Source organism: Thermomonospora umbrina, assembly GCF_003386555.1.
Classification (GTDB): domain Bacteria; phylum Actinomycetota; class Actinomycetes; order Streptosporangiales; family Streptosporangiaceae; genus Thermomonospora; species Thermomonospora umbrina.
The window spans coordinates 7,265,267-7,289,359 of the sequence record NZ_QTTT01000001.1; the positions used below are offsets into that span (position 1 = coordinate 7,265,267).

Sequence of the window (24,093 nt, forward strand, 5' to 3'; positions counted from 1 at the left end):
GGGCTCAGGCGGGGTGCGGGGCCGGCTGCGAGGCGGCGGGCTCGGCGGAGGCGGCGGTGGTGGGCTCGGGGGCCGGGGTCGCCGCGAGCGGGCCGCGATCGCGGGTGGCGAAGGCGACGCGGAGGACGGCGATCCACAGGAGGGCCGAGCCGAGCATGTGCAGGCCCACCAAGAGCGCCGGGACGCCCGTGAAGTACTGGACGTAGCCCACCGCGCCCTGGGCCAGCTCGATCGCCACCAGGTCCCAGACCCGGCGTCGCAGGGCGCGTGGCGCGTCGGTGCGCCGAACGGCGATCAGCACGGCGACGGTGAGCGCGACCGTGATCCAGGCCAGCGCGCCGTGCACACGGGTGACCTGCGCGATGTCGAAGCCGAACCGTTCGGCCCGGTCGTCGCCCGCGTGCGGGCCGGTACCGGTGACGATCGTGCCGGCGACCATCAGCAGCGCCGCCACCGGCACCAGGGACAGGGCCAGGGCGCGGAGCCGGGGGCCGACCAGGGGGCGCACGGGCTCGTCGCCCTCGCCGGAGCGGACGTAGAGGGCCACGGCGGCGATGATCAGGACGGGCGACAGCATGAAGTGCGAGGCGACGACCGCCGGGTGGAGGTCGGTCAGCACCGTGACACCGCCCCAGCCCGCCTGCGCCAGGACGCCGATCGGCTGGACGGCCGCCAGGCGCACCAGGTCGCGGCGCCGGGGCACGGACCGCACGGCCGCCACGAAGACGGCCGCCGCCGACGCCAGGACCAGGAAGGTCAGCGTCCGGTTGCCGAACTCGATGGCCATGTTGACCGCCGAGTGCTCGGGCGAGGACGTCGGGATCATGCTGTCCGGCGTGCACTGCGGCCAGGTCGGACAGCCCAGACCGGACTTGGTGAGCCGGACCGCGCCGCCGGTGACGATGATGCCCGCGTTGGCGATCACCGACAGCAGGGCCAGCAGTCGCAGCGAGGCGGGTGTCGGCCGCCAGACCGCGTCACGGACTCTGGCCAGGGGATTCACGGAACGGTCAGCCACGGGACTCATGGTAGGGGCGACCCCGGCAGGCCCCGTCCCCACCCCCGCACGGCGCGGAGCGGTCAGGGGCCGGGCACGTCGGGCACGTCGCCGGGCGCTTCCTCGGACCGCCGGAAGCCGGACGGGCCGCCGCCGGGCGCCCACGGCGGCCCCTCCGGCAGGGGCTTGGGCGCCCGCAGGAACGCCTGCCGCGCCACCGCCATGAGGCTCAGCAGCGCGTCCCGCCGCTCGGCGAGCCAGACGGGGTCGGCGGTCCCCCGTTCGGCGCGCTTGTGCACCAGCGCCAGCTCGGTGGCGGCGAGCTGGTAGTCGTCCATCGCGCGGGCCGCCCCCTGACCGCCGACCTCCCGCGCCCAGCGCCGCGCCGCGCGCCGGCTGGACATGCGGACGAGCATCCGCACGTCCTGCGGTGTCACCAGCCCGGTGGGCTCGTACATCGGCAGGTACCGTCCGATCCGCTGGAGGGTGCCGCGCCGCTCCACGAACACGATCGCGATGAGGACCAGCACCAGCACGAAGTCCACCGCGTAGACGACGGCGAGCCCGCCGAGCCCGAAGGTGGTGGCCCCGTTCCACAGGGCGTGCAGCGCCATCGCGGCGATCAGCCCCACCAGCGGGGCGGCGACGCGCCCGTTGCGGTGGGTGGCCGCCCAGGCGACGCCCAGACCAAGCATCGAGGTGAACAGCGGGTGGCTGAACGGCGCGATCACGCCCCGCAGCACGAACACGGCGGTGAGCTGGTCGGCGCCGCCCTCGTCGAAGGCCCGCATGTAATAGGTGACGTTCTCCATCATCGCGAAGCCCAGCCCCACCATGGCGGCGTAGATGATCCCGTCGGCGAAGCCGTCGATCTCGGTGCGCCGCAGCCACAGCAGCAGGAACAGCACCGCGCCCTTGAGGGTCTCCTCGATGAGCGGCGCGCCCACCGTGGCGCTCACGAAGTGGCCCTCGGCCTCGCCGAAGACCGGCACGGTGACGTAGATCAGCCCGGCGGTGTTGAGGACCAGCGCGCCCAGCACCGCCACACCCGCGCCCCACATGAACGCCAGCGCCAGGGTGCGGGGCGGCTCGGGCTCCACCCGGTCGAGGGTGAGCACGAGCGAGATGAGCAGCGGGATCGGCAGGATGGCCAGCAGCAGCGCCGCGACGAACCCCATGCCGCCGCCGAACCACCCGTACAGGCCCAGCACGCCCAGGGCGCACAGGGTCGAGACGGTCAGCGCGATGATGAGCCCGGCGGTCGGCCGCCCGGGCACGCGTCCCTCGAGCACCGCCTGGGGATCCATGGGCACCATGAGGCGAGGGTAATCGACGGGTCGCCGGGGGCACCCGCACCGGACGGCGAGACCGGCGTCCCCCCGCGTGAGGTCAGAACAGCAGCGGGTCGATCGCGACGGCCGAGAACAGCAGCGCCAGGTAGACGTTCGACAGGTGGAAGAACCGCATCGGCCGCAGCTTCACCCCGGTCATCCCGGAGCGGACGTTGTGCAACAGCCGGTGGCCCTCCGCCAGCAGGACCGCGCCGAGCACGACCGCGACCGTCCCGTACACCGCGCTCATCCCGGCGACCGGCCACAGCGCCAGCGAGGCCGCCACGGTGGCCCACGTGTAGAGCAGGCTCTCGACGATCACCCGCCGCTCCGTGGCCACGACCGGCAGCATCGGGACGTTGGCGACCGCGTAGTCCTCGCGGTACCGCATGGCCAGCGTCCAGGTGTGCGGCGGCGTCCACAGGAACACCACCAGGAACAGCACGAACGGGGTCCAGTCCAGGCCGTCGGTGATCGCCGCCCAGCCGATGAGGACCGGCATGCACCCGGCGATGCCGCCCCACACCACGTTCTGCGAGGTCCGCCGCTTGAGCAGCAGCGAGTACACGAACACGTAGTAGGCGATGGCGGCGACCGACAGGCCCGCCGCGAGCGCGTTCACCGTGACGAGGAAGCCGACCGTGGACGCCACCGCCAGCACGATCCCGAAGACCAGCGCCTCGGCGGGGCTGACCTGGGCGCGCGCCAGCGGCCGCCGCCGCGTGCGGCGCATCTTGGCGTCGATGTCGCGGTCGATGAAGCAGTTGATCGCGTTGGCCGCCCCGGCGGACATGGTGCCGAACGCGAGGGTGGCCAGCACGGTCGCCAGCGGCGGCAGACCCCCGGCGGCCACGAACATCGGCGGCAGCGTCGTGATCAGCAGCAGCTCGATGACGCGCGGCTTGGTGAGCCCCACGTAGGCGCGCACGAGCGCGCCGATCGGGCGGCGGGCCGGCACGGCCGGCACGACGTCCGCCGGGACGACCCCGGCGGCCCCCTCGACCTCGGTCTCGGGCTTGTTAATGAGCACCGTCACAACTGGTCCATGTCCATGTACGTATCCCGGGGGCACCCCGCCCCCCGGCGGTGCCCCCGCGACTGGGCCGCACCTCGGCTTGTGAAGCTTGTGGTCAACTCCGCGGCCACTCTGGTCAACCGCGCAATCACTGTAATGCGCACCCCACGAGGGTCGTGCACCGGGTCACCGGACGCGCGTCGCCCGGTTCCCGACGGGGGCCTGCCGCCCCGTCCGAGTGAGGCCCGGCCCACCCCTCGGTTCACCCGGCGGGGTGGTTAGTCGCGAGGGTGATCGGGCAAGGGTCGAACCGTACGGCGACGCGTCGTGGAGACGCCGTGGAAACGACCGGTTCCCGTCACCTCGGCGCCGATGGGCGGCGGGCGCTTCTTGGATAAGGTCGGAGAGCGGAACGCCATGGCGCCCGGCCATGGCGGGAGGCGGCCCCGGCGCGTCCCCCCGCCCGTCCCGGGACGGCGGCGTGATCCGGACGGCGGCCCGGGCAGTGCGGCGGAGTGTTGAGACGGCGACCGTCCTCACGGGGACGGACGCGGACCCTGAGAGAGGAAGCTGAGCGTTCCGGTGACTACGGACAGCAGCACGTTTGAGTGGTCCGACCTGGACCGGCGGGCCGTGGACGTGATCCGCGCCCTGGCGATGGACGCGGTCGAAGAGGCGGGATCCGGCCACCCGGGCACCGCGATGAGCCTGGCGCCGGCCGCGTACCTGCTCTTCCAGCGCTTCCTGCGGCACGACCCGACCGATCCGGCGTGGCCGGGCCGGGACCGGTTCGTGCTGTCGGCCGGGCACTCCAGTCTGACCCTGTACATCCAGCTCTACCTGTCCGGGTACGGGCTGGACCTCGGCGACCTGAAGGCGTTGCGCAAGTGGGGCAGCCAGACGCCGGGGCACCCCGAGCACGGCCACACCGCGGGTGTGGAGACCACCACCGGGCCGCTGGGGCAGGGCATCGGCAACGCGGTCGGGATGGCGATGGCCGCCCGCCGCGAGCGCGGCCTGTTCGACCCGGACGCCGAGCCCGGGCAGAGCCCGTTCGACCACCGGGTCTGGGTGATCGCCTCCGACGGCGACATCGAGGAGGGCATCAGCCACGAGGCGTCCGCGCTGGCCGCCCACCAGCGGCTGGGCAACCTCACGGTGCTCTGGGACGACAACCGCATCTCGATCGAGGACGACACCGCCATCGCCTTCTCCGAGGACGTGGTCGCCCGCTACGAGGCGTACGGCTGGCACGTGCGGGCGGTGGACTGGGCCGCCGACGGCGAGTACCACGAGAACGTCGAGGCGCTGGCCCGCGCGTTCGAGGACGCCGAGGCCGAGTCCGACCGGCCGACGTTCATCGCGCTGCGCACCATCATCGGCTGGCCCGCCCCCAACAAGAAGAACACCGGCAAGATCCACGGCGCGGCGCTCGGCTCCGACGAGGTGGCCGCCACCAAGCGGATCATGGGCATGGACCCCGAGCAGGTGTTCGCGGTGCCCGCCGAGGTGCTGGCGCACGCCCGCGAGGTCGTCGACCGGGGCCGGGAGCGGCGCGCCGAGTGGGAGAAGGGGTACCGGTCCTGGCGTGCGGCCCAGCCGGCCCGCGCCGCCGACTTCGACCGGATCGCCGAGCGGCGGCTGCCGGCGGGCTGGACGGAGGCGCTGCCGACGTTCCCCGCGGGCAAGGAGATCGCCACCCGCGCCGCGTCCGGGGAGGTCCTCACCGCGCTGGCCCCGGTGCTGCCGGAGCTGTGGGGCGGCTCGGCCGACCTGGCCGAGAGCAACAACACCACGATGAAGGGCGAGCCGTCCTTCATCCCCGAGGAGTTCCAGACCAAGGAGTTCCCCGGCAACCGGTACGGCCGCACCCTGCACTTCGGTGTCCGCGAGCACGCGATGGGCGCGATCCTCAACGGCATCGCCCTGCACGGCGGCACCCGCCCGTACGGCGGCACGTTCCTGGTGTTCAGCGACTACATGCGCCCGTCGGTGCGGCTGGCGGCGCTGATGAAGCTGCCGGTGACGTACGTGTGGACGCACGACTCGATCGGCCTCGGCGAGGACGGGCCCACCCACCAGCCGGTGGAGCACCTGTGGTCGCTGCGCGCCATCCCGGGCCTGGACGTCGTCCGCCCGGCCGACGCCAACGAGACCACGGTCGTCTGGCGGACCATCCTGGAGCACACCGACCGGCCCGCGGCCCTGGCCCTGACCAGGCAGAAGCTGCCCACGCTGGAGCGCGGCGGGGAGCTGGGCGCGGCCGAGGGCGCGGCCAAGGGCGGCTACGTGCTGGCCGACGCCGGCAACGGCCGACCGGACGTGATCTTGATCGCAACGGGCAGCGAGGTCGCGATCGCGCTCGAGGCGCGACGCACCCTGGAGACGGAGGGCACCCCGACCCGGGTGGTGTCGATGCCGTGCGTGGAGTGGTTCCAGGCCCAGGACGAGGCCTACCGGCAGCACGTGCTGCCGCACTCGGTGCGCGCCCGCGTGTCGGTGGAGGCCGGGATCGGGCTGGGCTGGCGGGCGTTCGTCGGCGACGCGGGCGAGACCGTCAGCCTGGAGCACTTCGGGGCCTCGGCCGACTACAAGACGCTCTTCCAGCAGTTCGGCTTCACCCCCGACCGGGTCGTCGCCGCCGCCCACGCCGCCCTGATCCGGGCGGGCGTCGAGGGCCAGGGGCGCGGGGAGACGACCGGCAACTGAATTCCAGGCGTCCCGACTCAATGAGGAGACACCGGTGAGCGAGACACTCAAGAAGCTCTCTGACGAGGGCGTATCCATCTGGCTGGACGACATCAGCCGCGACCGGCTGCGGACCGGGAACCTGGAGGACCTGGTCCGCGACCGGCAGGTCGTCGGGGTCACCTCCAACCCCACGATCTTCGCGAAGGCGCTGAGCAAGGGCACCGCCTACGACGACCAGTTGCGCGACCTCGCGGTGCGCGGCGTGGACGTCGAGGAGGCCGCCCGGGCCATCACCACCTACGACATCCGCTGGGGCTGCGACGTGCTGCGCCCGGTGTACGAGCGCACCGACCACCTCGACGGCCGCGTGTCGATCGAGGTGGACCCCCGGCTGGCGCGGGAGACCGAGAAGACCGTCGCCGAGGCGCGCGCGCTGTGGTGGATGGTCGAGCGGCCGAACCTGTACATCAAGATCCCCGCCACCCGGGAGGGTCTGCCGGCCATCACCACGGCCATCGGTGAGGGCATCAGCGTGAACGTGACGCTGATCTTCTCGCTGGAGCGCTACGGCGAGGTGATCGACGCCTACTTCACCGGGCTGGAGCAGGCCCGCGCGGCCGGGCGCGACCTGTCGCAGATCGCGTCGGTGGCGTCGTTCTTCGTCAGCCGGGTGGACACCGAGATCGACAAGCGCCTGGACAAGCTCGGTTCGGAGGAGGCCAAGGCCCTCAAGAGCAAGGCCGGCGTCGCCAACGCACGGCTGGCCTACGCGCTGTACGAGGAGAGGTTCGCCTCCGACCGGTGGAAGGCCCTCAAGGACGCCGGGGCCCGCCCGCAGCGCCCGCTGTGGGCCTCCACCGGCGTGAAGGACCCGGCCCTCCCCGACACCCTGTACGTCGACGAGCTGGTGGCCCCCGGCACCGTGAACACGATGCCTGAGGCGACCCTGGAGGCCGAGGCCGACCACGGCGAGGTCCGCGGCGACACCGTTCGCGGCGCCTACGACGGGGCCCGCGCCCACATGGCCGCCCTCAAGGACGCGGGCGTCGACTACGACGACGTCGTGCGCGTCCTGGAGGACGAGGGCGTCGACAAGTTCGAGGTGTCGTGGAGGGAACTGCTCGGCACCATCCAGAACGAGCTGAACGACAAGGGGGCCGCCAAGTGACGTCCGTCGTCACCGCGGGCGGCGTGTCGGTCACGATGCGCGGCCCGGTGGTCGACGAGGCCGAGAGCGTGCTGGAGCGGCTGGTCACCGACGGCGTACCGGCCGCCCTGGTGGCCAAGAACGCACGCCTGTGGGGCCCGGCGGCGGTCGACGAGGCGGCCAAGCGGCTGGGCTGGCTGGATCTGGCCGAGTCCTCCCGAGCCCTGCTCCCCCGGCTGGCCGAGCTGGTGGCCAGGGCCCGGGAGGACGGCCTGGACCACGTGGTGCTGGCCGGGATGGGCGGCTCCTCGCTGGCCCCGGAGGTGATCACCCGGACCGCCGGGGCGGCGCTGACGGTGCTGGACACCACCGATCCGCAGCAGGTCGCGGCGGTGGTCGCCGACCGGCTCGACCGGACGATCGTGGTGGTGTCCAGCAAGAGCGGCGGCACCGTCGAGACGGACGGTCACCGGCGGATCTTCGAGGGCGCGTTCGCCGACGCCGGGATCACCGGCGACGCCCTGCGCCGCCGCTTCGTGATCGTCACCGACCCCGGCTCCCCGCTGGAGGCCGCCGCGAACGAGGCCGGTTACGCGGTGGTGCTCGCCGACCCCGAGGTCGGCGGGCGCTACAGCGCGCTGACCGCCTTCGGGCTGGTGCCCAGCGCGTTGGCGGGCGTGGACGTGGAACGGCTGTTGGACGAGGCCGCGGCGCTGACCCCGGCGCTGCGGCAGCCGTACGACAACCCGGGGCTGGCGCTGGGCGCGGCCCTGGGCGCCTCGGCCCTGGCCGGCCGGGACAAGCTGGTCATCGCCGACGACGGATCGGGGATCGCCGGGTTCGGCGACTGGGCCGAGCAGTTGATCGCCGAGTCCACCGGCAAGGAGGGCAAGGGCATCCTGCCGGTGGTGGTCGAGGGGGTGGACGCCCCCGGCTTCGAGGAGGTCGAGGACGTCCGCCGCGTGGTGCTGGGCTCGGGGCCCGAGGACGTCGGGCTGTCGGTGGCCGGTCCGCTGGGCGCACAGTTCCTGCTGTGGGAGTACGCGACGGCGGTGGCCGGGCGGGTGCTGGCCATCAACCCGTTCGACCAGCCCAACGTGCAGGAGTCCAAGGACAACACGGCGGCGCTGTTGCGCGGCAGCGCCGAGGGCAGCGCGCCGACGGTCGTGGCGGGCGCGCCCGCGCTGGTCGTCGGCGCCGTGGAGGTGCACGCCCCGGCGGAGCTGCTCAAGGGCGCCAAGGATCTGACCGGGGCGCTGGAGGCGATCGTCGCCGCGGTGCCCGAGCACGGCTACCTGGCCGTCATGGCGTATCTGGACCGCGACGGCGACGCCGGCGCGGAGCAGCTGCGCCCGCTGCTGGCGTCGTGCGCGGAGCGGATCCGCAAGTCCCCGGTGGCCGTGACGTTCGGGTGGGGGCCCCGGTTCCTGCACTCCACCGGCCAGTACCACAAGGGGGGCCCGCAGAACGGGGTGTTCCTGCAGATCACCGGTGAGTCCTCGCAGGACGTCCCGGTGCCGGGCAAGCCGTACTCGCTCAAGGAGCTGCAGTTGGCGCAGGCGTTCGGAGATCTGCGGGCGTTGCGCTCGCGGGGCCGCCCGGCCGTCCGTCTGCACCTTCGGGACCGTTCCACCGGTGTGGACGAGCTGTTGACCGCCCTCGCCTGAGGCCCGACTCCCGAAAGGTCGGTTCTCACCGGGTCACACCATCCGCCGTGATCCATCCCGATGTCACCTTCGGGATGGATCACGGCGTTTTCGGTCGCGCGGGGGCCCGCGGCCCTGAAACGATTGGGGCCTGGAGGGAGGAACCGTGCCGGCCTTCGACGTGATCACCCGCGGCGGCGTTCTCGACGCGGCCCTCCAGGCCCATGACTATCTGGTGACCTGCGGAGTGCCGGCCGCGCTGGCGGGCAAGGAGCCGCGGCTGTGGGGCCGTCGCGCGGTCGACCACAGCCGGCTCGGCTGGCTGGACCTGCCGTTCACCTCCTCGTCGCTGGTGGCGCGGATCGAGCCGCTGGCCGCCGAGCTCGGCCACGCCGGGCTCGACCACGTGGTGCTGATCGGGGTGGGCGCGGAGGGCCTGGCGCCCCGGGCCGTCGCCGGGGCCGGGAACGCCGCGGGCGGCCAGGGCGCTCTGACGGTGCTGGACGGGGGCGACACGGCGGCGCTGGGGCCGGCGCTGGACCGGCTGGACCGCACGCTGGTGGTGCTGTCCAGCAAGGCGGGGGTCTCCATCGAGGGGGACGCCTACCGCCGGATCTTCGTGCAGGCGTTCCGCGAGCACGGACTGTCCGAGCGGGAGATCGCCGGGCGGTTCCTGGTGATCACCGACCACGGCAGTCCGCTGCACGACTTCGCCCGCCGCTGCGGCTACCGGCTCGGCCTGACCGACCCGCACCTGCCCGGGCACTTCGGGGCGCTGTCGGCCTACGGGCTGGTCCCGGCGGTGCTGGCGGGCACGGACGTGAGCGGTCTGCTGGCGGACGCGGCCTCGGTGGTGCCGTCGCTGGGCGAGGACGAGGACAATCCCGGTCTGCTGCTCGGCGCGGTCCTCGGCGGCTGCGCCCAGCAGACGCCCGGCTCGCCCGTCCGCGACAAGTTGGTGCTGCGCGGCGGGTCCGCGGCGCTGACCGATTGGGTGACCCAGTTGGTGGCCACCGGGACGGGCCGGCGGGGCCGGGGCATCCTGCCGATGGAGGCGCCCGGCCGTCCCGCCCCCGAGGTCACGCCGGACGCGCATTCGGTGGCGCTCGGCACCTCCGCGCCCGAGGCCGACAGTTCGGTCTGGGGGCCGCTGGGGGCGCAGTTCCTGTTGTGGGAGTACGCCACCGCGGTCGCGGGTTGGCTGCTGGGCGTCAACCCGTTCGAGGGCGCCATCGCCCTGGCGCAGGAGGCCGAGGACGACGCGGCGGCGATGCTGAACCGCACCGCGGGCGAGCCCTCGCCCGCCGGGCCGCCGGACGCGGTGGACGGCGGCATCGAGATCCACGCGGACGCGGTGTTCGGCGGCGCCGGGGCGGCGGGCCTGGACGCGGCGATCGACGCGCTGCTGCGCGGCATCCCCGCGTCCGGCTACCTGTCGGTCGTGACGTACCTGTCCGGTGACCTGTCCGGTCGCTACCTGGCGCCGTCGCTGGCCCGGCGCTCCGGCAGGCCGGTGTCGTACGGGCCGGGGCCCGGATATCTGCACGGGACGGGCCCGTTCCACAAGGAGGGGCCGCGCAACGGCTCGTTCCTCGTGGTGACGGGCGCGATGCCCGACGACGTGCCGGTGCCGGGCCGCCCGTACTCGCTCGGCGGGCTCCAGACGGCGCGGGCGTTGGCCGACGTGCGGGCGCTGCGCGGCCGGGGCCTGCCGGTCCTGTGGCTCCACCTGCGGGAGCCGGCCGAGGGGGCCGCGCGGCTCCTGGAGGCGGTGCGGGGCCGTGAGCCGTGACCGCGTTCATCGCCGTCGTCTCGGGGAAGCGACCACACGCCGCGCCCGTCCGGGCGCGGCGCGGCGAGGGCCGCCGTGCGCAGCCCGAACCGCCGTCGAGAGAAGGGCGTATACCTGATGTTGACCGGGAACGTCTTGCACGACGTGCCGGTCCCGGAACGGGGCGGTCGCCGGGCCGGTCCCGCCGACCGCCGAAAGCCGCCCGAGGAGAGACATGACGAGGCCGAAGGGGGCGTCGCGGCGATGCGCCCGACCGCACCGATGAGGACCACGGAACCGACCGGAACGTTCCAGGAACCTGGCAGGGGGACCCGAAGGTGAGCAAGACACCCAATCCGTTGCGGGATCCGCGCGACAAGCGACTGCCCCGGGTGGCCGGGCCCAGCGTGCTGGTCCTGTTCGGGGTGACCGGCGACCTGTCCCGCAAGAAGCTGCTGCCGGCGATCTACGACCTGGCCAACCGGGGGCTGCTCCCGCCGGGCTTCTCGCTGGTCGGGTTCGCCCGTCGCGAATGGGAGCACCAGGACTTCCGCCAGGTCGCCTACGAGGCGGTCAAGGCGCACGCGCGCACCCCGTTCCGCGAGGACGTCTGGACGCACCTGGCCGAGGGCATGCACTTCGTGCCCGGCGAGTTCAGCGACCCCGGGGCGTTCGACACGCTGGCGATGGCGGTCAAGGAGTTGGACGCCACCCGCGGCACCGGCGGCAACTACGCGTTCTACCTGTCCATCCCGCCCAAGTTCTTCCCCGAGGTGGTGGAGCAACTGCAGCGGTCGGGGCTGGCGCAGAGCACCCCGGGCTCGTGGCGCCGGGTGGTGATCGAGAAGCCCTTCGGGCACGACCTGGCGAGCGCCCGGGAGCTCAACAACATCGTGCACCGGGTGTTCCCCGAGGAGTCGATCTTCCGGATCGACCACTACCTCGGCAAGGAGACGGTGCAGAACATCCTGGCGATCCGGTTCGCCAACACGATGTACGAGCCCATCTGGAACCGCTCGTACGTCGACCACGTGCAGATCACCATGGCCGAGGACATCGGGATCGGCGGCCGGGCGGGCTACTACGACGGCATCGGCGCGGCCCGCGACGTGATCCAGAACCACCTGCTGCAGTTGCTGGCGCTGACCGCGATGGAGGAGCCCACCTCGTTCAGCGCCGAGGCCGTCCGGGCCGAGAAGGCCAAGGTGCTCTCCTCGGTGAAGCTGCCCGCGGACCTGGGGACGGCGACCGCGCGCGGCCAGTACGCGGCGGGCTGGCAGGGCGGCGACAAGGTGGTCGGCTACCTGGAGGAGGAGGGCATCCCCGCCGACTCCCGCACCGAGACCTACGCCGCCGTCAAGCTGGAGATCGAGTCGCGCCGCTGGGCCGGGGTGCCGTTCTACCTGCGGACCGGCAAGCGGCTCAGCCGGCGGGTGACCGAGGTCGCGATGATCTTCCAGCGCGCCCCCCACCTGCCGTTCTCGCACACCGAGACCGAGGAGCTCGGGCAGAACGCGCTGGTCATGCGGGTGCAGCCGGACGAGGGCATCACGGTGCGGTTCGGCTCCAAGGTTCCGGGCACGGCCATGGAGATCCGCGACGTCAACATGGACTTCGCCTACGGCGAGTCGTTCACCGAGCACTCCCCCGAGGCCTACGAGCGGCTGCTGCTGGACGTGCTGGTCGGCGACCCCCCGCTGTTCCCCCGGCAGGAGGAGGTCGAGCTGTCGTGGGGCATCCTCGACCCGGTGGAGGAGCACTGGGCCGAGCACGGCCGACCCGACCAGTACAAGTCCGGGGGCTACGGGCCCGAGTCGGCCGACCTCATGATGGCGCGCGACGGGCGCGCCTGGCGACGTCTGTGACGAACCCCCCGGACACCCTGGAGACTCTGGAGTTCGATCGATGAACATCGACCTGGCCGACACCTCGACCCGCCGCATCCTCAAGTCGCTGCGGCAGGCCCGCCACCTCATGGGCGGACCGGCCGTCGGCATGGTGCTGACCCTGGTGATCGTGACCGACGAGTCCGCCCAGTACGACGCGGTCCGGGCCGCCAACGAGGCCGCCCGGGAGAACCCGTGCCGGCTGCTGACGGTGATCTCCCGGGACGCGCGCGGCAACTCCTCCCGGCTGGACGCCGAGATCCGGATCGGCGAGACCGGCCCCGGCGAGACCGTCCTGCTGCGCATGTACGGACCGCTGGCCGAGCACGCCGACACGGTGGTCGTCCCGCTGCTCGTGCCCGACACCCCCGTGGTCACCTGGTGGCCGGGCAAGGCCCCCGCGCGGCCCGGCGCCGACCCCCTCGGCGCGCTCGCCCAGCGCCGCGTCACCGACGCGTACGCCTCGCAGGACCGGCTCGGCACGCTGGCCCGCCTCGCCGACGGCTACACCGAGGGCGACACCGACTTCACCTGGACCCGGCTGACCCCCTGGCGCACCCTGCTGGCCGCCGCGCTGGACCAGGCGCACGCCGACATCACCGACGGGATCGTGTCCGCCGAGCCGGACAGCCCCAGCGCCGAGCTGCTGGCGGCCTGGCTGTCGGTCCGGCTGGGGGTGCCCGTGGGCCGGGAGGTGTCCGACGGGCCGGGCATCACGGGCGTGGTCCTCGGCACCAAGGAGGGCCCCATCGCCGTCACCCGACCGGACGGCCGGGTGGCCACGCTGTCGCGCCCGGGGCAGCCCGACCGGCAGGTGGCGCTGCACCGCCGGCCGATGGCGGAGCTGCTCGCCGAGGAGCTGCGCCGGCTCGACCCCGACGAGGTCTACCAGGAGGCCGCCACCCGGTTCGCCAAGGACCTGGCCGCCCAGCAGCTCGCCGAGGCGGAGCCCCCCGCGCCGGCCCCGGCGCCGCGGGGGCGGAAGAAGGCCGCCGAATGACCGCCACGCCCACCGTCCTGATCCATCGCGACCAGACCCTGCTGGCCAGGTCGGCGGCGGCCCGGCTGGTCACCCGGATCGTCGACGTGCAGGCCGCCCGGGGCGCCGCCTCGATCGTGCTGACCGGCGGCGGCGTCGGGACCGCGGTGCTGGCGGAGCTGGCCGCCACCGGGGCCCGCGACGCCATCGACTGGGGCCGCCTCGACGTGTGGTGGGGGGACGAGCGGTTCCTGCCCACCGGCGATCCGGAGCGCAACGAGACCGGCGCCCGCGAGGCGCTGCTCGACCACGTGCCGCTGGACCCGGCGCGCCTGCACCCCATGCCCGCCGCGGACGGGCCCGACGGCGACGACCCGGAGGCGGCGGCCGAGCGTTACGCGACGCTGCTGCGGGCGGCCTCCCAGCCGGAGGACCACGCGCCGGTGCCGTCGTTCGACGTCCTGATGCTCGGGGTGGGGCCGGACGCGCACGTGGCGTCGCTGTTCCCGGAGATGCCCGCGCTGTACGACGAACGCCCGGTGGTGGCGGTGCGGGGCGCGCCCAAGCCGCCGCCCACCCGGATCAGCATGACGCTGCCCACGATCCGGGCGGCCCGCGAGGTGTGGCTGATCGCGGCGGGCGAGTCCAAGGCCGAGGCGGTGCGGTTCGGGCTGTCGGAGGCGGGGCCGGTGCAGGTACCGGTCGCCGGGGCCCGGGGACGGCAGCGCACGCTGTTCCTGCTGGACCGGGGGGCGGCCGCCAAGCTGCCCCCGGGCCTGGAGCGGATCGGCTCGCCCTGACGGACGAGGGTCAGCGGCCCGCCCGACCCTCACGGGGGCGGCGGGCCGCGAGCCAGCGGTCCCGCTCCACGGCCAGGCGGGTGACCGGGCCCAGCGTGCCGGGCTCGGTGCCCGTGGGGCGCAGGCCGAGCCGCAGGGCGAGCGCCACCGAGGCCGTGTTGCCCTCGTCGGCCCGGGCGAGCACGCGCGGCAGTCCCAGCGTCGCGAAGGCGTGCTCCAGCACGGCCTCGGCGGCCTCGGCCGCCAGGCCCCTCCCCCACCGGTCGGGCCGCAGGCTGTAGAGGATCTCCACGTCGGCGTCGTCGCCGGGCCGCCCCTCCTCCTCCAGCCGGCGCAGCCCGGTCGTGCCGGTCAGCTCGCGCCCCGGCCCCTCCCGGTCGACCGGCCGCAGCGTCCAGACGCCGTAGCCGACGGCGGCGAAGTCCCGGCGGGCGGCCTCGATGATGGCGACGACCTGCTCGGACGTGGGCGGAGTGTCGTCGAAGAGGAAGCGGGCCACCCGAGGGTCGCCCCAGTGCTCCAGCAGCGCCGCAAGGTCGGAGGGACCCACCGGCCGCAGCTCCAGGCGGCCGGTCCGCAGCGTGGGGTTCACGGCGTCGACCGCTCCCGCCAGCGCGGGGCGGGCTCGCCGGCGGGGACGCCGACCCGGAAGACCCGCATCTGCAGGGCCAGCGCCCCGTAGTGGCCGACCAGGGTCACCAGCTCGACCAGGGCCGCCCGGCCGAGGGTGGCGGACGCCTCCGCGTACAGCGCGTCGCCCAGGTCCCCATGGGCGACCAGGTCGTGGGCGACGGCGTGGACGACGCGCTCGCGGGCGTCGGCCAGAACGGGGTCGTCGCCGCGGCGCAACGCGTCCGCCTCGGCGTCCGTCAGCCCGGCACGGCGGCCGACGCGCTCATGCGCGTACCACTCGTAGTCCGAGCGCCAGTGGGCCGCGACGGTCAGGACGGCGATCTCCCGCTCGCGTCCGGTGAAGCCGGTGCGGAACCGCAGCGCCTCCCCGAGGTCCTGGAGCGGCAGGCCGACCGCGGGGCTGTACAGCATGGCGTTGAACGGCCCCAGCAGCCGCCCGTCGTCGTCGACGGCCCGGAACACCGGAGGGTCGGCGGCCCGGGGACCTGAGGTGATCGCGTCGTACACCTCGCGCTGCGCCTCGCTGAGCGTGCGCGGGGACAGCGGAGGGAGCCGCTCCGCCCGTTCGTCGTCGGCCCCGGTGGGATGCGCCTCGATCATCCACCGCACGGTAGTCCACGCCCCCAGGGGAAACCGGGCGCTCACGGGGGTGTAGCGGTTCCGTAACACCTCGGGTGCACCGTGGGGAGGACCCGTTGACCCCGGAGAGGGGAACGCTCCAATGGCGCTGCTGCGCATCCGCACCCAGATCGAGGACCGTCCGGGCCGGCTGGCCGATCTCACGACCGCGCTGGCCGAGCGCGGTGCCAACATCCTCGGCCTCTCCGTCCAGATGGACACCGAGGGCGTCGTGGACGAGTTCGTCGTGGACGCCGGGGACGCCTGGCCCCGTGAGCTGGCGGCGGCGGTCGAGGCGGCCGGGGGGCGGCACACCGTCGTGCTGCCCGCCCGCCCGCACGAGCTGATCGACGAGCCCACCCGGGCCCTGACGCTGGCCGCCCGGCTGCGCGCCGAGCCCCGTTCCCTGCCGCGCGTGCTGGCCGAGCTGCTGCGCGCCGACGACGCCGCCTGGGTGACCGGGGCGGCGGCCCTGCAGGAGTCCGGGGACGCCCTGTCGGTGCCGGTGGGGCCGCTGCGGGCGGTGCGGTTGCGCCGTTCGGGCCTGCCGTTCACGGCGACGGAGGCGGCCCGCGCGGACGCGCTGGTGCGGGCGGCGATGCCGACGGACGAGCCGCGCCCCATCTCCCGGCGGGTGCTGCTGCGCGACGGGACCGAGATCGTGGTGCGGCCCCTGGAACCACGGGACGGCCCCGCCGTGCAGGCCATGCACGAGCGATGCTCTCAGGAGAGCCGCCGGTCCCGGTACTTCTCCCCCAAGCCGTCCCTCCCCCGCCGGGCGCTGGAGCTGTTCTGCGAGCCGTCGTACGGGCTCACGCTCGTCGCCGAAGGCCCGGACGGCTCGATCCTGGCGCTGGCCCACCTGGTCCACGTGCTGGATCCGGGGGTGGCCGAGCTGGCCTTCCTCGTGGAGGACGCCTGGCAGGGCCGCGGTCTCGGTCGGGAGCTGACGGAGCTGATGCTGGTCCTGGGCCGCGACCGGGGGCTGGTGGAGCTGCGGGCCACGGTGCTGGGCGGCAACGCGCGGATGCGGCGCCTGCTGGCCTCGGTGGGCGGCCGGGTGCGGCGCACCGACGACGCTTCGGTGGTGGAGGTCAGGGTGCGGCTCGACGGCCGCGCCGGGCGCGCCACCGCCACCCCGGCCCGGACCTCCACGGGGGCGTCGCCGGCAGGATAGGCCGGTGATCCCGGACGAGTCCCTCGGCGCCGCCGACAACCCGATCTACGACAACCCGTGGGCGTACGACCTGGCCTGCGCGTTCCGCGACGTCGCCGTCGAGGTGGACGCCCTGCTGGCCTGGTACGCCGGTCCCGCCGGTCCTCCTGGAACGCCGCACGGTCGCCCACCGGCGGGCCACGCCCACGAGCCCGCGCCGCCCGTCCGGCGCTCCACGGACGCGGCTTCGGTCGGGCGCGGCTCGGGGGCCGCGCGACGGCCCGCGACGGTGCTGGAGTTGGCCGCCGGGCCGGCCGAGCACGCCCGCGAGTTCGCGCGGCGGGGCGTGGCGGCGACCGCGCTGGATCTCAGCCCCGCCATGTGCGCCTACGCCGAGGAGCGCGCCAAGGCGGACGGGGTGCCGTTGGAGGTGGTCGAGGCGGACATGACGACGTTCGACCTCGGCCGCCCGTTCGACCTGGTCGTGACCATGCTGGACTCGACGGCCCACCTGATGACCCTGGACGCGTTCGTCGCGCACCTCGACCGGGTGGCCGCCCACCTGGGCGACGGCGGGCTCTACGTGCTGGAGATGAGCCATCCCGCCGACCGGCTCACCGACGAGCCGTCCACCGGCACCGCCTGGAGCGTGGAGCGCGACGGGACGCGGGCGAACGTGCGGTGGGGCGCGCCCGGCGACCGGATCGACCCGATCACGCAGGTGGTGCGGGAGCACGTCACGATCGACGTCGCCCGGGCGGACGGCACCGTCGAGGTGATCGGCGGGGTGGTGCCCTACCGGTTCTGGACGGCCACCGAGCTGACGGCGGCGGTGCGGCTCAGCGGGGCGCTGGAGATCGTCGCCCAGTACGGCGACTTCACCGGTGTCGGGCCCGGCGACCCGGACGCCTGGCGGCTGATCACGTTGCTCCGACGGCCGGCCTAGCCCCGGCGGTCAGCGGATCCAGGCCGCCATCAGACAGACGTCGTCCTCGGTCCGGTCGGCGCGCATGGCCCTGATGACCGCGTCGAGGCGGTCCTCGACGGAGCCGGTGGCCACCGCGGCGGCCTCCATCAGCCGCTCGGTGGCGCCGTCGAGGTCCTCGTCGCGGCGGTCGACGATCCCGTCGGTGTACAGGAGCAGCAGGTCGTCCGGCTCCAGCGACGTCTCCGTCAGCGGGTACTCCGGGTCGTGCAGGACGCCCAGCAGGGGGCCCGCCTCGGCCTCCAGCAGCCAGGCGTCCCCGCCGCGGACCAGGATGGGCGGCGGGTGGCCGGCCCGTACCCAGCTCAGGTGTCGGGTCTCGACCTCGAAGTGGCCGAGGAGCGCGGTGCCGGTGATCACCTCGCCCCCCGCCTCGGCGCGGACCAGCTCGTTCAGCCAGGTCATCAGGTGGTCCGCCTCGGCCCCCGTGTACGCCAGGCCGGCGAGCCCGGCCCGCATCTGCGCCATGAGGGTGGCCGCCTCCAACCCGTGGCCCATGGCGTCGCCGATCGCCAGCAGGACACGGCCGTCCGGCAGCGGCCGGGCCTTGTGCCAGTCGCCGCCGATCCGCTCGGTGGCCAGGTAGCGGGCGCCCACCACCAGACCGGGAAGCGTCATGGGGAACGCCTGCAGCGGCAGGATCACCTCGCGCAGCCGGGTCGCGAACCGGCGTTCCTCCTCGGCGCGCCGGTGCTCGTCCAGCATCCGCTGCTGGGTGGCGGCCAGCGCGCGCTCCCGACGGCGGCGGCCGGTGATCTCCTGGGCGAGGATCCGGACGGCCACCGGATCGGCGTCGGCGTCCAGGACCGGTTCCATCATCAGGGTGACGTGGCGGATGCCGGTGCGCTGCTTGATCCGGTACTCGCCGGTGGTGGCCTCGCGGTGCTCGAAGACGGTCCGGACGGCCTCCTCCATCTCGGCCAGGTCCTCCGGCAGCAGCAGCGCCGGCATCTCGTCCATCCGCAGCGGTCCGGACGCCGGGTCGCGGCCGAAGATGTCGTACATCCGACGGGTCCACACGATCTCGTCGGTGAAGAGGTTCCACTCCGCCCAGCCCAGGCCGGCCAGCCGCTCGCTCTGCCGCCAGCGGGCCAGCAACTGGTCCTCCTCCGGCTGCAGCTCCCAGGTGATCAGCAGGCCCGGCCCGGCGCGGACCGACTTCATCGTCGCGGTGGACGGCTCGAACCTGCCGTTGCGGACCCCGATGTACTCGAAGGGCCCGCGGGAGAACGGCTCGCCGCTCTCGAAGGCGCGCACGTGCTCGTCGAACAGCCCGCTGGACAGCACGTTGGGATTGATGTCGGTCAGCCGGCACCCGATCAGCGAGGAGCCCGGCGCGGCGATGTCGGCCGCCCGCTCGTTGGCGCGGACGACCACGAAGTCGGCGATCCGGCCGTCGATCCGCAGCGGCAGGCAGTAGCAGCCGTAGACGTGGATCGCGGCCAGGACGCTGTCGACCCACTCCGGCGGGTCCGGGACGTCGTCGAAGGACGGCGGTTCCTTGTCGGACCGTTCCATGGCCTTCGGGTGGGTCCGCCGCAGATACCGGGAGGAGTCGAACACGTGACCGGCGCCCTCGCCCCGGGCGCCGTCGCGCGCCGCGTCCCGTTCGCCCAGCACCGAGCGCGCCGTCCGGGTGAGGGTGGTGCCGCGGTCGCGGGCCAGCGCGCTGAGGTACTGGTAGCCGTCGGCCGGGTCGCCGTTGTACCTCGACGCCAGAACGCGGGCCGCCTGTTGGATGAGCGACTGCTCGAGGGTCTCACCGCCGCCGGAAATGCCCTCCACTGTCCGCGCCTTCCCGATGGGCCGCATCGCACCTCTACGGCGCGTTCCCCCGGGTGACGGCGATAAACGGCCCGCCGTCACCCGGGGGCGGGTCAGGCCGCGGCCCAGCCGGGCATTGGGAAGTCGGCCAGCAGCCCGCGGATCTCGGCCGCGATCCGGCCCAGGGTGGCCTCGTCCTGCTCGGCGGTCGCCTGGACGGCCTCGTCGATCCAGGCCGCCAGTTGCGGCATGTGGGCCTCGGTGAGGCCCCGGGTGGTGATCGCCGCGGTGCCCAGCCGCAGCCCGGACGGGTCGAACGGCTTGCGCGGGTCGAACGGCACCGTGTTGTGGTTCAGCTCGATCCCGGCACGGTCGAGGGCCCGCGCGGCCGGCTTGCCCGCCACGCCCTTGCCGGTCAGATCGATCAGGATGAGGTGGTTGTCGGTGCCTCCGGAGACCAGGTCGAACCCGCGCTCGCCCAGCGCCGCCGCCAGCGCCGCCGCGTTCGCCACGACCCGCCGGGCGTAGTCGCCGAACTCGGGGGCGGCGGCCTCCCGGAGGGACACCGCGATGGCGGCGGTGGTGTGGTTGTGCGGGCCGCCCTGCAGCCCGGGGAAGACGGCCTTGTCGACGGCGGTCGCGTGCTCGGCGGTGGACATGATCATGGCGCCGCGCGGGCCCCGCAGCGTCTTGTGGGTGGTCGTGGTGATCACGTCGGCGTGGCCGACCGGGGACGGGTGGGCGCCGCCGGCGATCAGCCCGGCGATGTGCGCGACGTCGGCGGCCAGGATCGCGCCCGCCTCACGGGCGATCTCGGCGAAGGCCGCGAAGTCGATGGTGCGCGGGACGGCCGTGCCGCCGCACCAGATGATCTTCGGCCGTTCCCGCAGGGCCAGGTCGCGCACCTCGTCCAGGTCCACCCGGCCGGTGTCGGCGCGCACGCCGTACCGGACGGGGTTGAACCACCTGCCGGTGGCCGAGACGGACCAGCCGTGGGTGAGGTGGCCGCCCATCGGCAGCGCCATGCCCATCACGGTGTCGCCGGGTCGGGCGAAGGCCAGGTAGACCGCCAGGTTGGCGGGCGAGCCGGAGTAGGGCTGGACGTTGGCGTGGTCGACGCCGAACAGGGCCTTGGCGCGCTCCACGGCGAGGGTCTCGATCGGGTCGACGTTCTGCTGGCCCTCGTAGTAGCGCCGGCCGGTGTAGCCCTCGGAGTACTTGTTGGTGAGCACGGACCCGGTGGCCTCCAGGACCGCGGGCGACACGTAGTTCTCCGAGGCGATGAGGCGGACCTTCTCGAACTGGCGGCGCGCCTCGGCCTCGACGAGGCCGGCGAGATCGGGATCGGCGGCGTGCAGATGGGGGACGGCCGGTTGGTGCATGGTTCCTCCGCGCTGGTCGCGCCGGGGACCCGTGCGTAGCGGAAGGGTGCACAGGCCCCCGGCAGGGGGCCCGTACGCCCAGGCGCGCGGCGTGCGGACGGCTCTTCGCTCCCCGGTGGTCGATCCCACCTTGTGTGCGCCAGTCACGTACGGGCCATGGTAACGAACCTCCCCAGAACGGGAAGAGCCGCCGGGGGGCCGATGCGGGTTTTCGCAAAATCGATCAGCGGGGAACACACCGTTCAGAAGTGCCTATAGGGTCGCTCGGGAGATGGATTCTCCCCGGGTGAAGGAGGGAACCGCGCGTCTGGCATGGCTGGACGCGTTGCGCGGGCTGGCCGCCCTCGCCGTGGCCCTCCATCACGCCGCCTACCACTACACGCCGGCGCTGCGGCGGGAGATCACCGCCTGGTTCGACCCCGGCCTGTACGGCGTCATGGTGTTCTTCCTGGTCAGCGGCTACATCATCCCGGCCTCGCTGGAGCGCTCGCGTTCGCCCGGCCGGTTCTGGGTGGGGCGGGCCTTCCGGATCTACCCGCTGCTGCTGGTCGCCCTGGCGGCGCTCCTGCTGATCGCGGCGACCGGCGTCCAACCGCTGCGCCCCGCCGTGGCCGACCCCGGCTGGACGGCGGTGCTGGCGCACCTCACGATGCTCCAGGACCTGACGGCGGTGCCCAACGCCCTCAACGTCCTCTGGACGCTGTCGTACGAGATGGCGTTCTATCTGCTGGTCGCGGCGTTGTTCGCGGTCGGCCTGCACCTGCGCTCGGCCGCGATCGCCACCGGGCTCGCCGGGGCCTCGGTGGCCGCGGTGGGGCTCTTCGGGGTGCTCCCGGCCGCCGCCCTGTCCGACGCGGTCGGGGTGACCCCGGTGGTGACGGGCACGGCGCTGATGATGGCCGTCGCGGTCGGCTGCGCGTTCTCCCGCAGGCCGCGCGTCCGCACCGTGGGGCCCGTGCTCGGCGGGCTGCTCGCCGCCGGGCTGCTGGTCGTCAACGGCCGGGTGCCGGCCTGGGAGGGCCTGGTCATCATCGCGGTGATGTTCACCGGGACCGCGATCCACCGGGCGCGGCACGGCGGGGCCCGGGTCCGCACCGCGGTGCTCGCCTCGGGTGCGGTGCTGGTCGCCGCTCTGGCCACCGGGCTGTGGACGCTGGGCGGCTGGGGGCTGCCGGACGCCGTCGTGCTGGACCTGCGGCGGGCGTGGGCGAGCAGTCTGCTGCTGGCGGCGGTGACGTTCGCGGCGGGTCTGGCGCTGAGCGGCCATCGGATGCCCCGGTGGCTGACCGGCCTGGGCGTCGTCAGCTACTCGGTGTACCTGCTGCATCCGGTGCTGCTGGTGGCGGCCGACGGGCTGTTCGGCAGGCCCGACGGGGACTCGCCGGTCCTGCTCGCGGTCTTCCTGGCCGTGCTGCTGCCGGCCTCGGTGCTCACCCAGCGGCTGGTGGAGCGGCCCGGCCGGCGGCTGGGCCGCCGTCTGGCGCGCCGCCTGCCCTCCGTCGAGGCGTCCGCGCGCCCGGCGGGCGCGGAGGTCGAACGCCGGGTGCCCGCAGGCTGACCCGAGTACGACGACGACCCGGCCCCACCGTGCTCGGGGAACCGGGTCGTGACGTGGTGGGGGAACGGGGGCTCAGCCCCGGGCGGCCGCCTCCATCGCGGCCTTCACCGCGGCCCGCTTCTCGCGCAGCTTGGTGAGGGCCTCCTCGAGGATGGCCTCGCCGTCGGCGTCGCTGCGCCGTTCCTTCACGTACGCCAGATGGGTCTTGTACGGCTCCGTCTTGGGCGGGGCGGGCGGGTTCTCGGCGTCCTTGCCCGCCGGGAAGCCGCAGCGCGGGCAGTCCCACGTGTCGGGAATCGCCACGTCCGTGGCGAAGCTGGGACGGGTCTCATGCTGGTTGGCGCAGTAGAAGCTGACCCAGACCCGGGGCGCGGCGTCCCCGCGCTCGGCCTCTCCCATCGGGCCGGCCCCGACCCGGCTGCCCCGAATGGCGTTGCCACTACCCACGGACTACTCCTTGATTCGTCGGCCGCCGCGCCCGGTCGGGAGCGGCGGCGCTCGTACTACCTGCCTGCGGAGGGCTCAGGCCGCACCGTTGGACTTCAGCAGCAGGCCGAGAACAATGATGGACGCGAACCAGATGATCCCGGTCCCGATCGTCAGCCGGTCGAGGTTGCGCTCGACCACGGAGGACCCTCCCAGCGAGGAGGAGATCCCCCCACCGAACATGTCCGACAGTCCGCCGCCCTTGCCCTTGTGCATGAGGACGAGCATGATCATCAGCAGGCTGGTGCCGATGAGAACGATCGCGGTTGCAAGGATCACGGTGTTTCAACGCCTTCTCTGGCCCGCCCCGCGGTTGCGGGGCCCTGGTGAACAACGGCTGACGGAGCCCGGCGGTTTACCGTCAGGTATCGAGGGTACGACGAAGTGAAGCCTGGTTCAGCAAGAACCCCGGTACAGACCGGCGTGTCACCTGCTTGTGACGAGATCTTCTCAGACCGGCGACTCCCGGTAGCGGCAGATCCTGACGAACTCGGCCGCGTCCAGACTCGCCCCGCCGACCAGCGCACCGTCCACGTCGGGCTCGGCCATGATGCCGGCGATGTTGCTCCCCTTGACCGAGCCGCCGTACTGGATCCGCACCCCGGCGGCCAGTTCGGCGTCGTACAGTTCGGCCAGCCGGCCCCGGATCGCCGCGCAGACCTCTTGCGCGTCCGCGGGGGTGGCGACCTCGCCGGTGCCGATCGCCCAGACGGGCTCGTACGCGATCACGATGGAGCGGGCCTGCTCGGCCGGGATCTTCTCCAGGGCGCCATCGATCTGCGCCAGCGTGTGGGAGACCTGCTCGCCCGCCCTGCGGACCTCCAGGCCCTCCCCCACGCACACGATCGGGGTGATCTCGGCGGCGTAGGCGGCCTTGATCTTGGCGTTGACCACCGCGTCGTCCTCGTGGTGGTACTGGCGGCGCTCGGAGTGCCCGATCACCGCGTACGAGCAGCCCAGCTTGGCCAGCATCGGGCCGGACACCTCGCCCGTGTAGGCGCCCGAGGCGTGCTGGGAGACGTCCTGGGCCCCGTAGGTGATCGGGAGCCGGTCGGCGTCCACCAGGGTCTGCACGGAGCGGAGGGCGGTGAACGGCGGCAGCACCACGACGTCGACGGCGTCGTGGTCGGCCTCCTTGAGCGCGAACGCCAGCTTCTGCACCAGCGCGATCGCCTCGAGGTGGTTGTTGTTCATCTTCCAGTTGCCGGCCATGATCGGCTTGCGGGAAGGGGTCTTGGCAGCGGCCAT

At 73.8% G+C, this 24,093-nt stretch carries 20 protein-coding genes and 1 riboswitch; of the genes, 10 read left to right on the forward strand and 10 right to left on the reverse strand.

Annotation, left to right across the window (positions count from 1 at the left end):
- Positions 1–4: 4 nt before the first annotated feature.
- The 3 genes from DFJ69_RS33065 to DFJ69_RS33075 form a co-directional block, all read right to left on the reverse strand.
- Complete coding sequence (locus tag DFJ69_RS33065) at positions 5–1,027, reverse strand: COX15/CtaA family protein (RefSeq protein ID WP_116026202.1); 1,023 nt, start codon at positions 1,025–1,027, stop codon at positions 5–7.
- A gap of 53 nt (positions 1,028–1,080) precedes the next feature.
- Positions 1,081–2,313, reverse strand: a complete 1,233-nt coding sequence (locus tag DFJ69_RS33070) for a PrsW family intramembrane metalloprotease (RefSeq protein ID WP_116026203.1) — start codon at positions 2,311–2,313, stop codon at positions 1,081–1,083.
- Positions 2,314–2,386: 73 nt separating this feature from the next.
- Complete coding sequence (locus DFJ69_RS33075) at positions 2,387–3,364, reverse strand: heme o synthase (RefSeq protein ID WP_116026204.1); 978 nt, start codon at positions 3,362–3,364, stop codon at positions 2,387–2,389.
- Between the two features lie 561 nt (positions 3,365–3,925).
- On the opposite strand from DFJ69_RS33075, the gene tkt reads away from it, so the two are divergent.
- From tkt to pgl, 7 genes are all read left to right on the forward strand, one after another.
- Entirely contained in the window at positions 3,926–6,052 is a 2,127-nt protein-coding gene (gene tkt, locus DFJ69_RS33080; protein WP_116026205.1) for a transketolase, read from the forward strand.
- Between the two features lie 34 nt (positions 6,053–6,086).
- The gene (gene tal, locus DFJ69_RS33085; protein ID WP_116026206.1) at positions 6,087–7,202 is read left to right on the forward strand and encodes a transaldolase; all 1,116 of its coding nucleotides are present in this window, start codon (positions 6,087–6,089) and stop codon (positions 7,200–7,202) included.
- A 35-nt stretch (positions 7,203–7,237) separates the two neighbouring features.
- Positions 7,238–8,848, forward strand: coding sequence for a glucose-6-phosphate isomerase (locus tag DFJ69_RS33090; RefSeq protein ID WP_116027071.1), 1,611 nt, complete (start codon positions 7,238–7,240; stop codon positions 8,846–8,848).
- Between the two features lie 145 nt (positions 8,849–8,993).
- On the forward strand, positions 8,994–10,619 hold the full coding sequence (locus DFJ69_RS33095) for a phosphoheptose isomerase (protein WP_116026207.1): 1,626 nt from the start codon (positions 8,994–8,996) through the stop codon (positions 10,617–10,619).
- A 317-nt stretch (positions 10,620–10,936) separates the two neighbouring features.
- Positions 10,937–12,463 (forward strand): glucose-6-phosphate dehydrogenase, encoded by a 1,527-nt coding sequence (gene zwf / locus DFJ69_RS33100; protein ID WP_116026208.1) that lies wholly within the window; start codon positions 10,937–10,939, stop codon positions 12,461–12,463.
- 40 nt (positions 12,464–12,503) lie between these two features.
- Complete coding sequence (opcA, locus tag DFJ69_RS33105; RefSeq protein WP_116026209.1) at positions 12,504–13,484, forward strand: glucose-6-phosphate dehydrogenase assembly protein OpcA; 981 nt, start codon at positions 12,504–12,506, stop codon at positions 13,482–13,484.
- Positions 13,481–14,263, forward strand: a complete 783-nt coding sequence (gene pgl, locus DFJ69_RS33110) for a 6-phosphogluconolactonase (RefSeq protein WP_116026210.1) — start codon at positions 13,481–13,483, stop codon at positions 14,261–14,263. The genes opcA and pgl overlap by 4 nt, the downstream gene beginning before the upstream one ends.
- 10 nt (positions 14,264–14,273) lie before the next feature.
- Here the strand turns inward: pgl and DFJ69_RS33115 are convergent, their stop codons facing one another.
- Both DFJ69_RS33115 and DFJ69_RS33120 read right to left on the reverse strand, forming a co-directional pair.
- Positions 14,274–14,855: a GNAT family N-acetyltransferase gene (locus DFJ69_RS33115; protein ID WP_170177907.1), complete on the reverse strand. Its 582-nt coding sequence runs from the start codon at positions 14,853–14,855 to the stop codon at positions 14,274–14,276.
- Positions 14,852–15,496 (reverse strand): carboxymuconolactone decarboxylase family protein, encoded by a 645-nt coding sequence (locus DFJ69_RS33120; RefSeq protein ID WP_116026212.1) that lies wholly within the window; start codon positions 15,494–15,496, stop codon positions 14,852–14,854. Before DFJ69_RS33120 ends, DFJ69_RS33115 begins: the two co-directional genes overlap by 4 nt.
- Positions 15,497–15,617: 121 nt before the next feature.
- Between DFJ69_RS33120 and DFJ69_RS33125 the strand changes: the two genes are divergently transcribed.
- Together DFJ69_RS33125 and DFJ69_RS33130 are read left to right on the forward strand one after the other, a co-directional pair.
- Complete coding sequence (locus tag DFJ69_RS33125) at positions 15,618–16,691, forward strand: GNAT family N-acetyltransferase (protein ID WP_116026213.1); 1,074 nt, start codon at positions 15,618–15,620, stop codon at positions 16,689–16,691.
- Positions 16,692–16,695: 4 nt separating this feature from the next.
- Positions 16,696–17,616 (forward strand): class I SAM-dependent methyltransferase, encoded by a 921-nt coding sequence (locus DFJ69_RS33130; protein ID WP_245974674.1) that lies wholly within the window; start codon positions 16,696–16,698, stop codon positions 17,614–17,616.
- A gap of 9 nt (positions 17,617–17,625) precedes the next feature.
- Here DFJ69_RS33130 and DFJ69_RS33135 read toward each other — a convergent pair whose 3' ends face one another.
- Together DFJ69_RS33135 and DFJ69_RS33140 are read right to left on the reverse strand one after the other, a co-directional pair.
- A complete protein-coding gene (locus tag DFJ69_RS33135; protein WP_170177908.1) occupies positions 17,626–19,440 on the reverse strand; it encodes a PP2C family protein-serine/threonine phosphatase in 1,815 nt (604 codons plus the stop codon).
- Between the two features lie 92 nt (positions 19,441–19,532).
- Positions 19,533–20,801, reverse strand: coding sequence for a serine hydroxymethyltransferase (locus DFJ69_RS33140; RefSeq protein WP_116026215.1), 1,269 nt, complete (start codon positions 20,799–20,801; stop codon positions 19,533–19,535).
- Between the two features lie 69 nt (positions 20,802–20,870).
- A riboswitch (ZMP/ZTP riboswitch) is annotated at positions 20,871–20,958 on the reverse strand.
- Between the two features lie 129 nt (positions 20,959–21,087).
- Between DFJ69_RS33140 and DFJ69_RS33145 the strand changes: the two genes are divergently transcribed.
- Positions 21,088–22,359 (forward strand): acyltransferase family protein, encoded by a 1,272-nt coding sequence (locus DFJ69_RS33145; RefSeq protein ID WP_245974675.1) that lies wholly within the window; start codon positions 21,088–21,090, stop codon positions 22,357–22,359.
- Between the two features lie 72 nt (positions 22,360–22,431).
- Here DFJ69_RS33145 and DFJ69_RS33150 read toward each other — a convergent pair whose 3' ends face one another.
- The 3 genes from DFJ69_RS33150 to tpiA all read right to left on the reverse strand — a co-directional run bounded on the left by DFJ69_RS33150 (position 22,432) and on the right by tpiA (position 24,093).
- Positions 22,432–22,806 (reverse strand): RNA polymerase-binding protein RbpA, encoded by a 375-nt coding sequence (locus tag DFJ69_RS33150; protein WP_116026217.1) that lies wholly within the window; start codon positions 22,804–22,806, stop codon positions 22,432–22,434.
- A gap of 75 nt (positions 22,807–22,881) precedes the next feature.
- Positions 22,882–23,124 carry a preprotein translocase subunit SecG gene (secG, locus tag DFJ69_RS33155; protein ID WP_116026218.1) on the reverse strand — a complete coding sequence of 81 codons (243 nt, stop codon included), beginning with the start codon at positions 23,122–23,124 and terminating at the stop codon, positions 22,882–22,884.
- Between the two features lie 171 nt (positions 23,125–23,295).
- A complete protein-coding gene (gene tpiA / locus DFJ69_RS33160; RefSeq protein ID WP_116026219.1) occupies positions 23,296–24,093 on the reverse strand; it encodes a triose-phosphate isomerase in 798 nt (265 codons plus the stop codon).

What these genes read in the sequence shown, in the direction of transcription:
- DFJ69_RS33065 (WP_116026202.1), bottom strand. Translation starts at nt 1,027, where the DNA reads ATGAGTCCCGTGGCTGACCGTTCCGTGAATCCCCTGGCCAGAGTCCGT.
- DFJ69_RS33070 (WP_116026203.1), bottom strand. Translation starts at nt 2,313, where the DNA reads ATGGTGCCCATGGATCCCCAGGCGGTGCTCGAGGGACGCGTGCCCGGG.
- DFJ69_RS33090 (WP_116027071.1), top strand. Translation starts at nt 7,238, where the DNA reads ATGCGCGGCCCGGTGGTCGACGAGGCCGAGAGCGTGCTGGAGCGGCTG.
- opcA (WP_116026209.1), top strand. Translation starts at nt 12,504, where the DNA reads ATGAACATCGACCTGGCCGACACCTCGACCCGCCGCATCCTCAAGTCG.
- pgl (WP_116026210.1), top strand. Translation starts at nt 13,481, where the DNA reads ATGACCGCCACGCCCACCGTCCTGATCCATCGCGACCAGACCCTGCTG.
- DFJ69_RS33120 (WP_116026212.1), bottom strand. Translation starts at nt 15,496, where the DNA reads ATGATCGAGGCGCATCCCACCGGGGCCGACGACGAACGGGCGGAGCGG.
- DFJ69_RS33125 (WP_116026213.1), top strand. Translation starts at nt 15,618, where the DNA reads ATGGCGCTGCTGCGCATCCGCACCCAGATCGAGGACCGTCCGGGCCGG.
- DFJ69_RS33140 (WP_116026215.1), bottom strand. Translation starts at nt 20,801, where the DNA reads ATGCACCAACCGGCCGTCCCCCATCTGCACGCCGCCGATCCCGATCTC.
- tpiA (WP_116026219.1), bottom strand. Translation starts at nt 24,093, where the DNA reads ATGGCCGCTGCCAAGACCCCTTCCCGCAAGCCGATCATGGCCGGCAAC.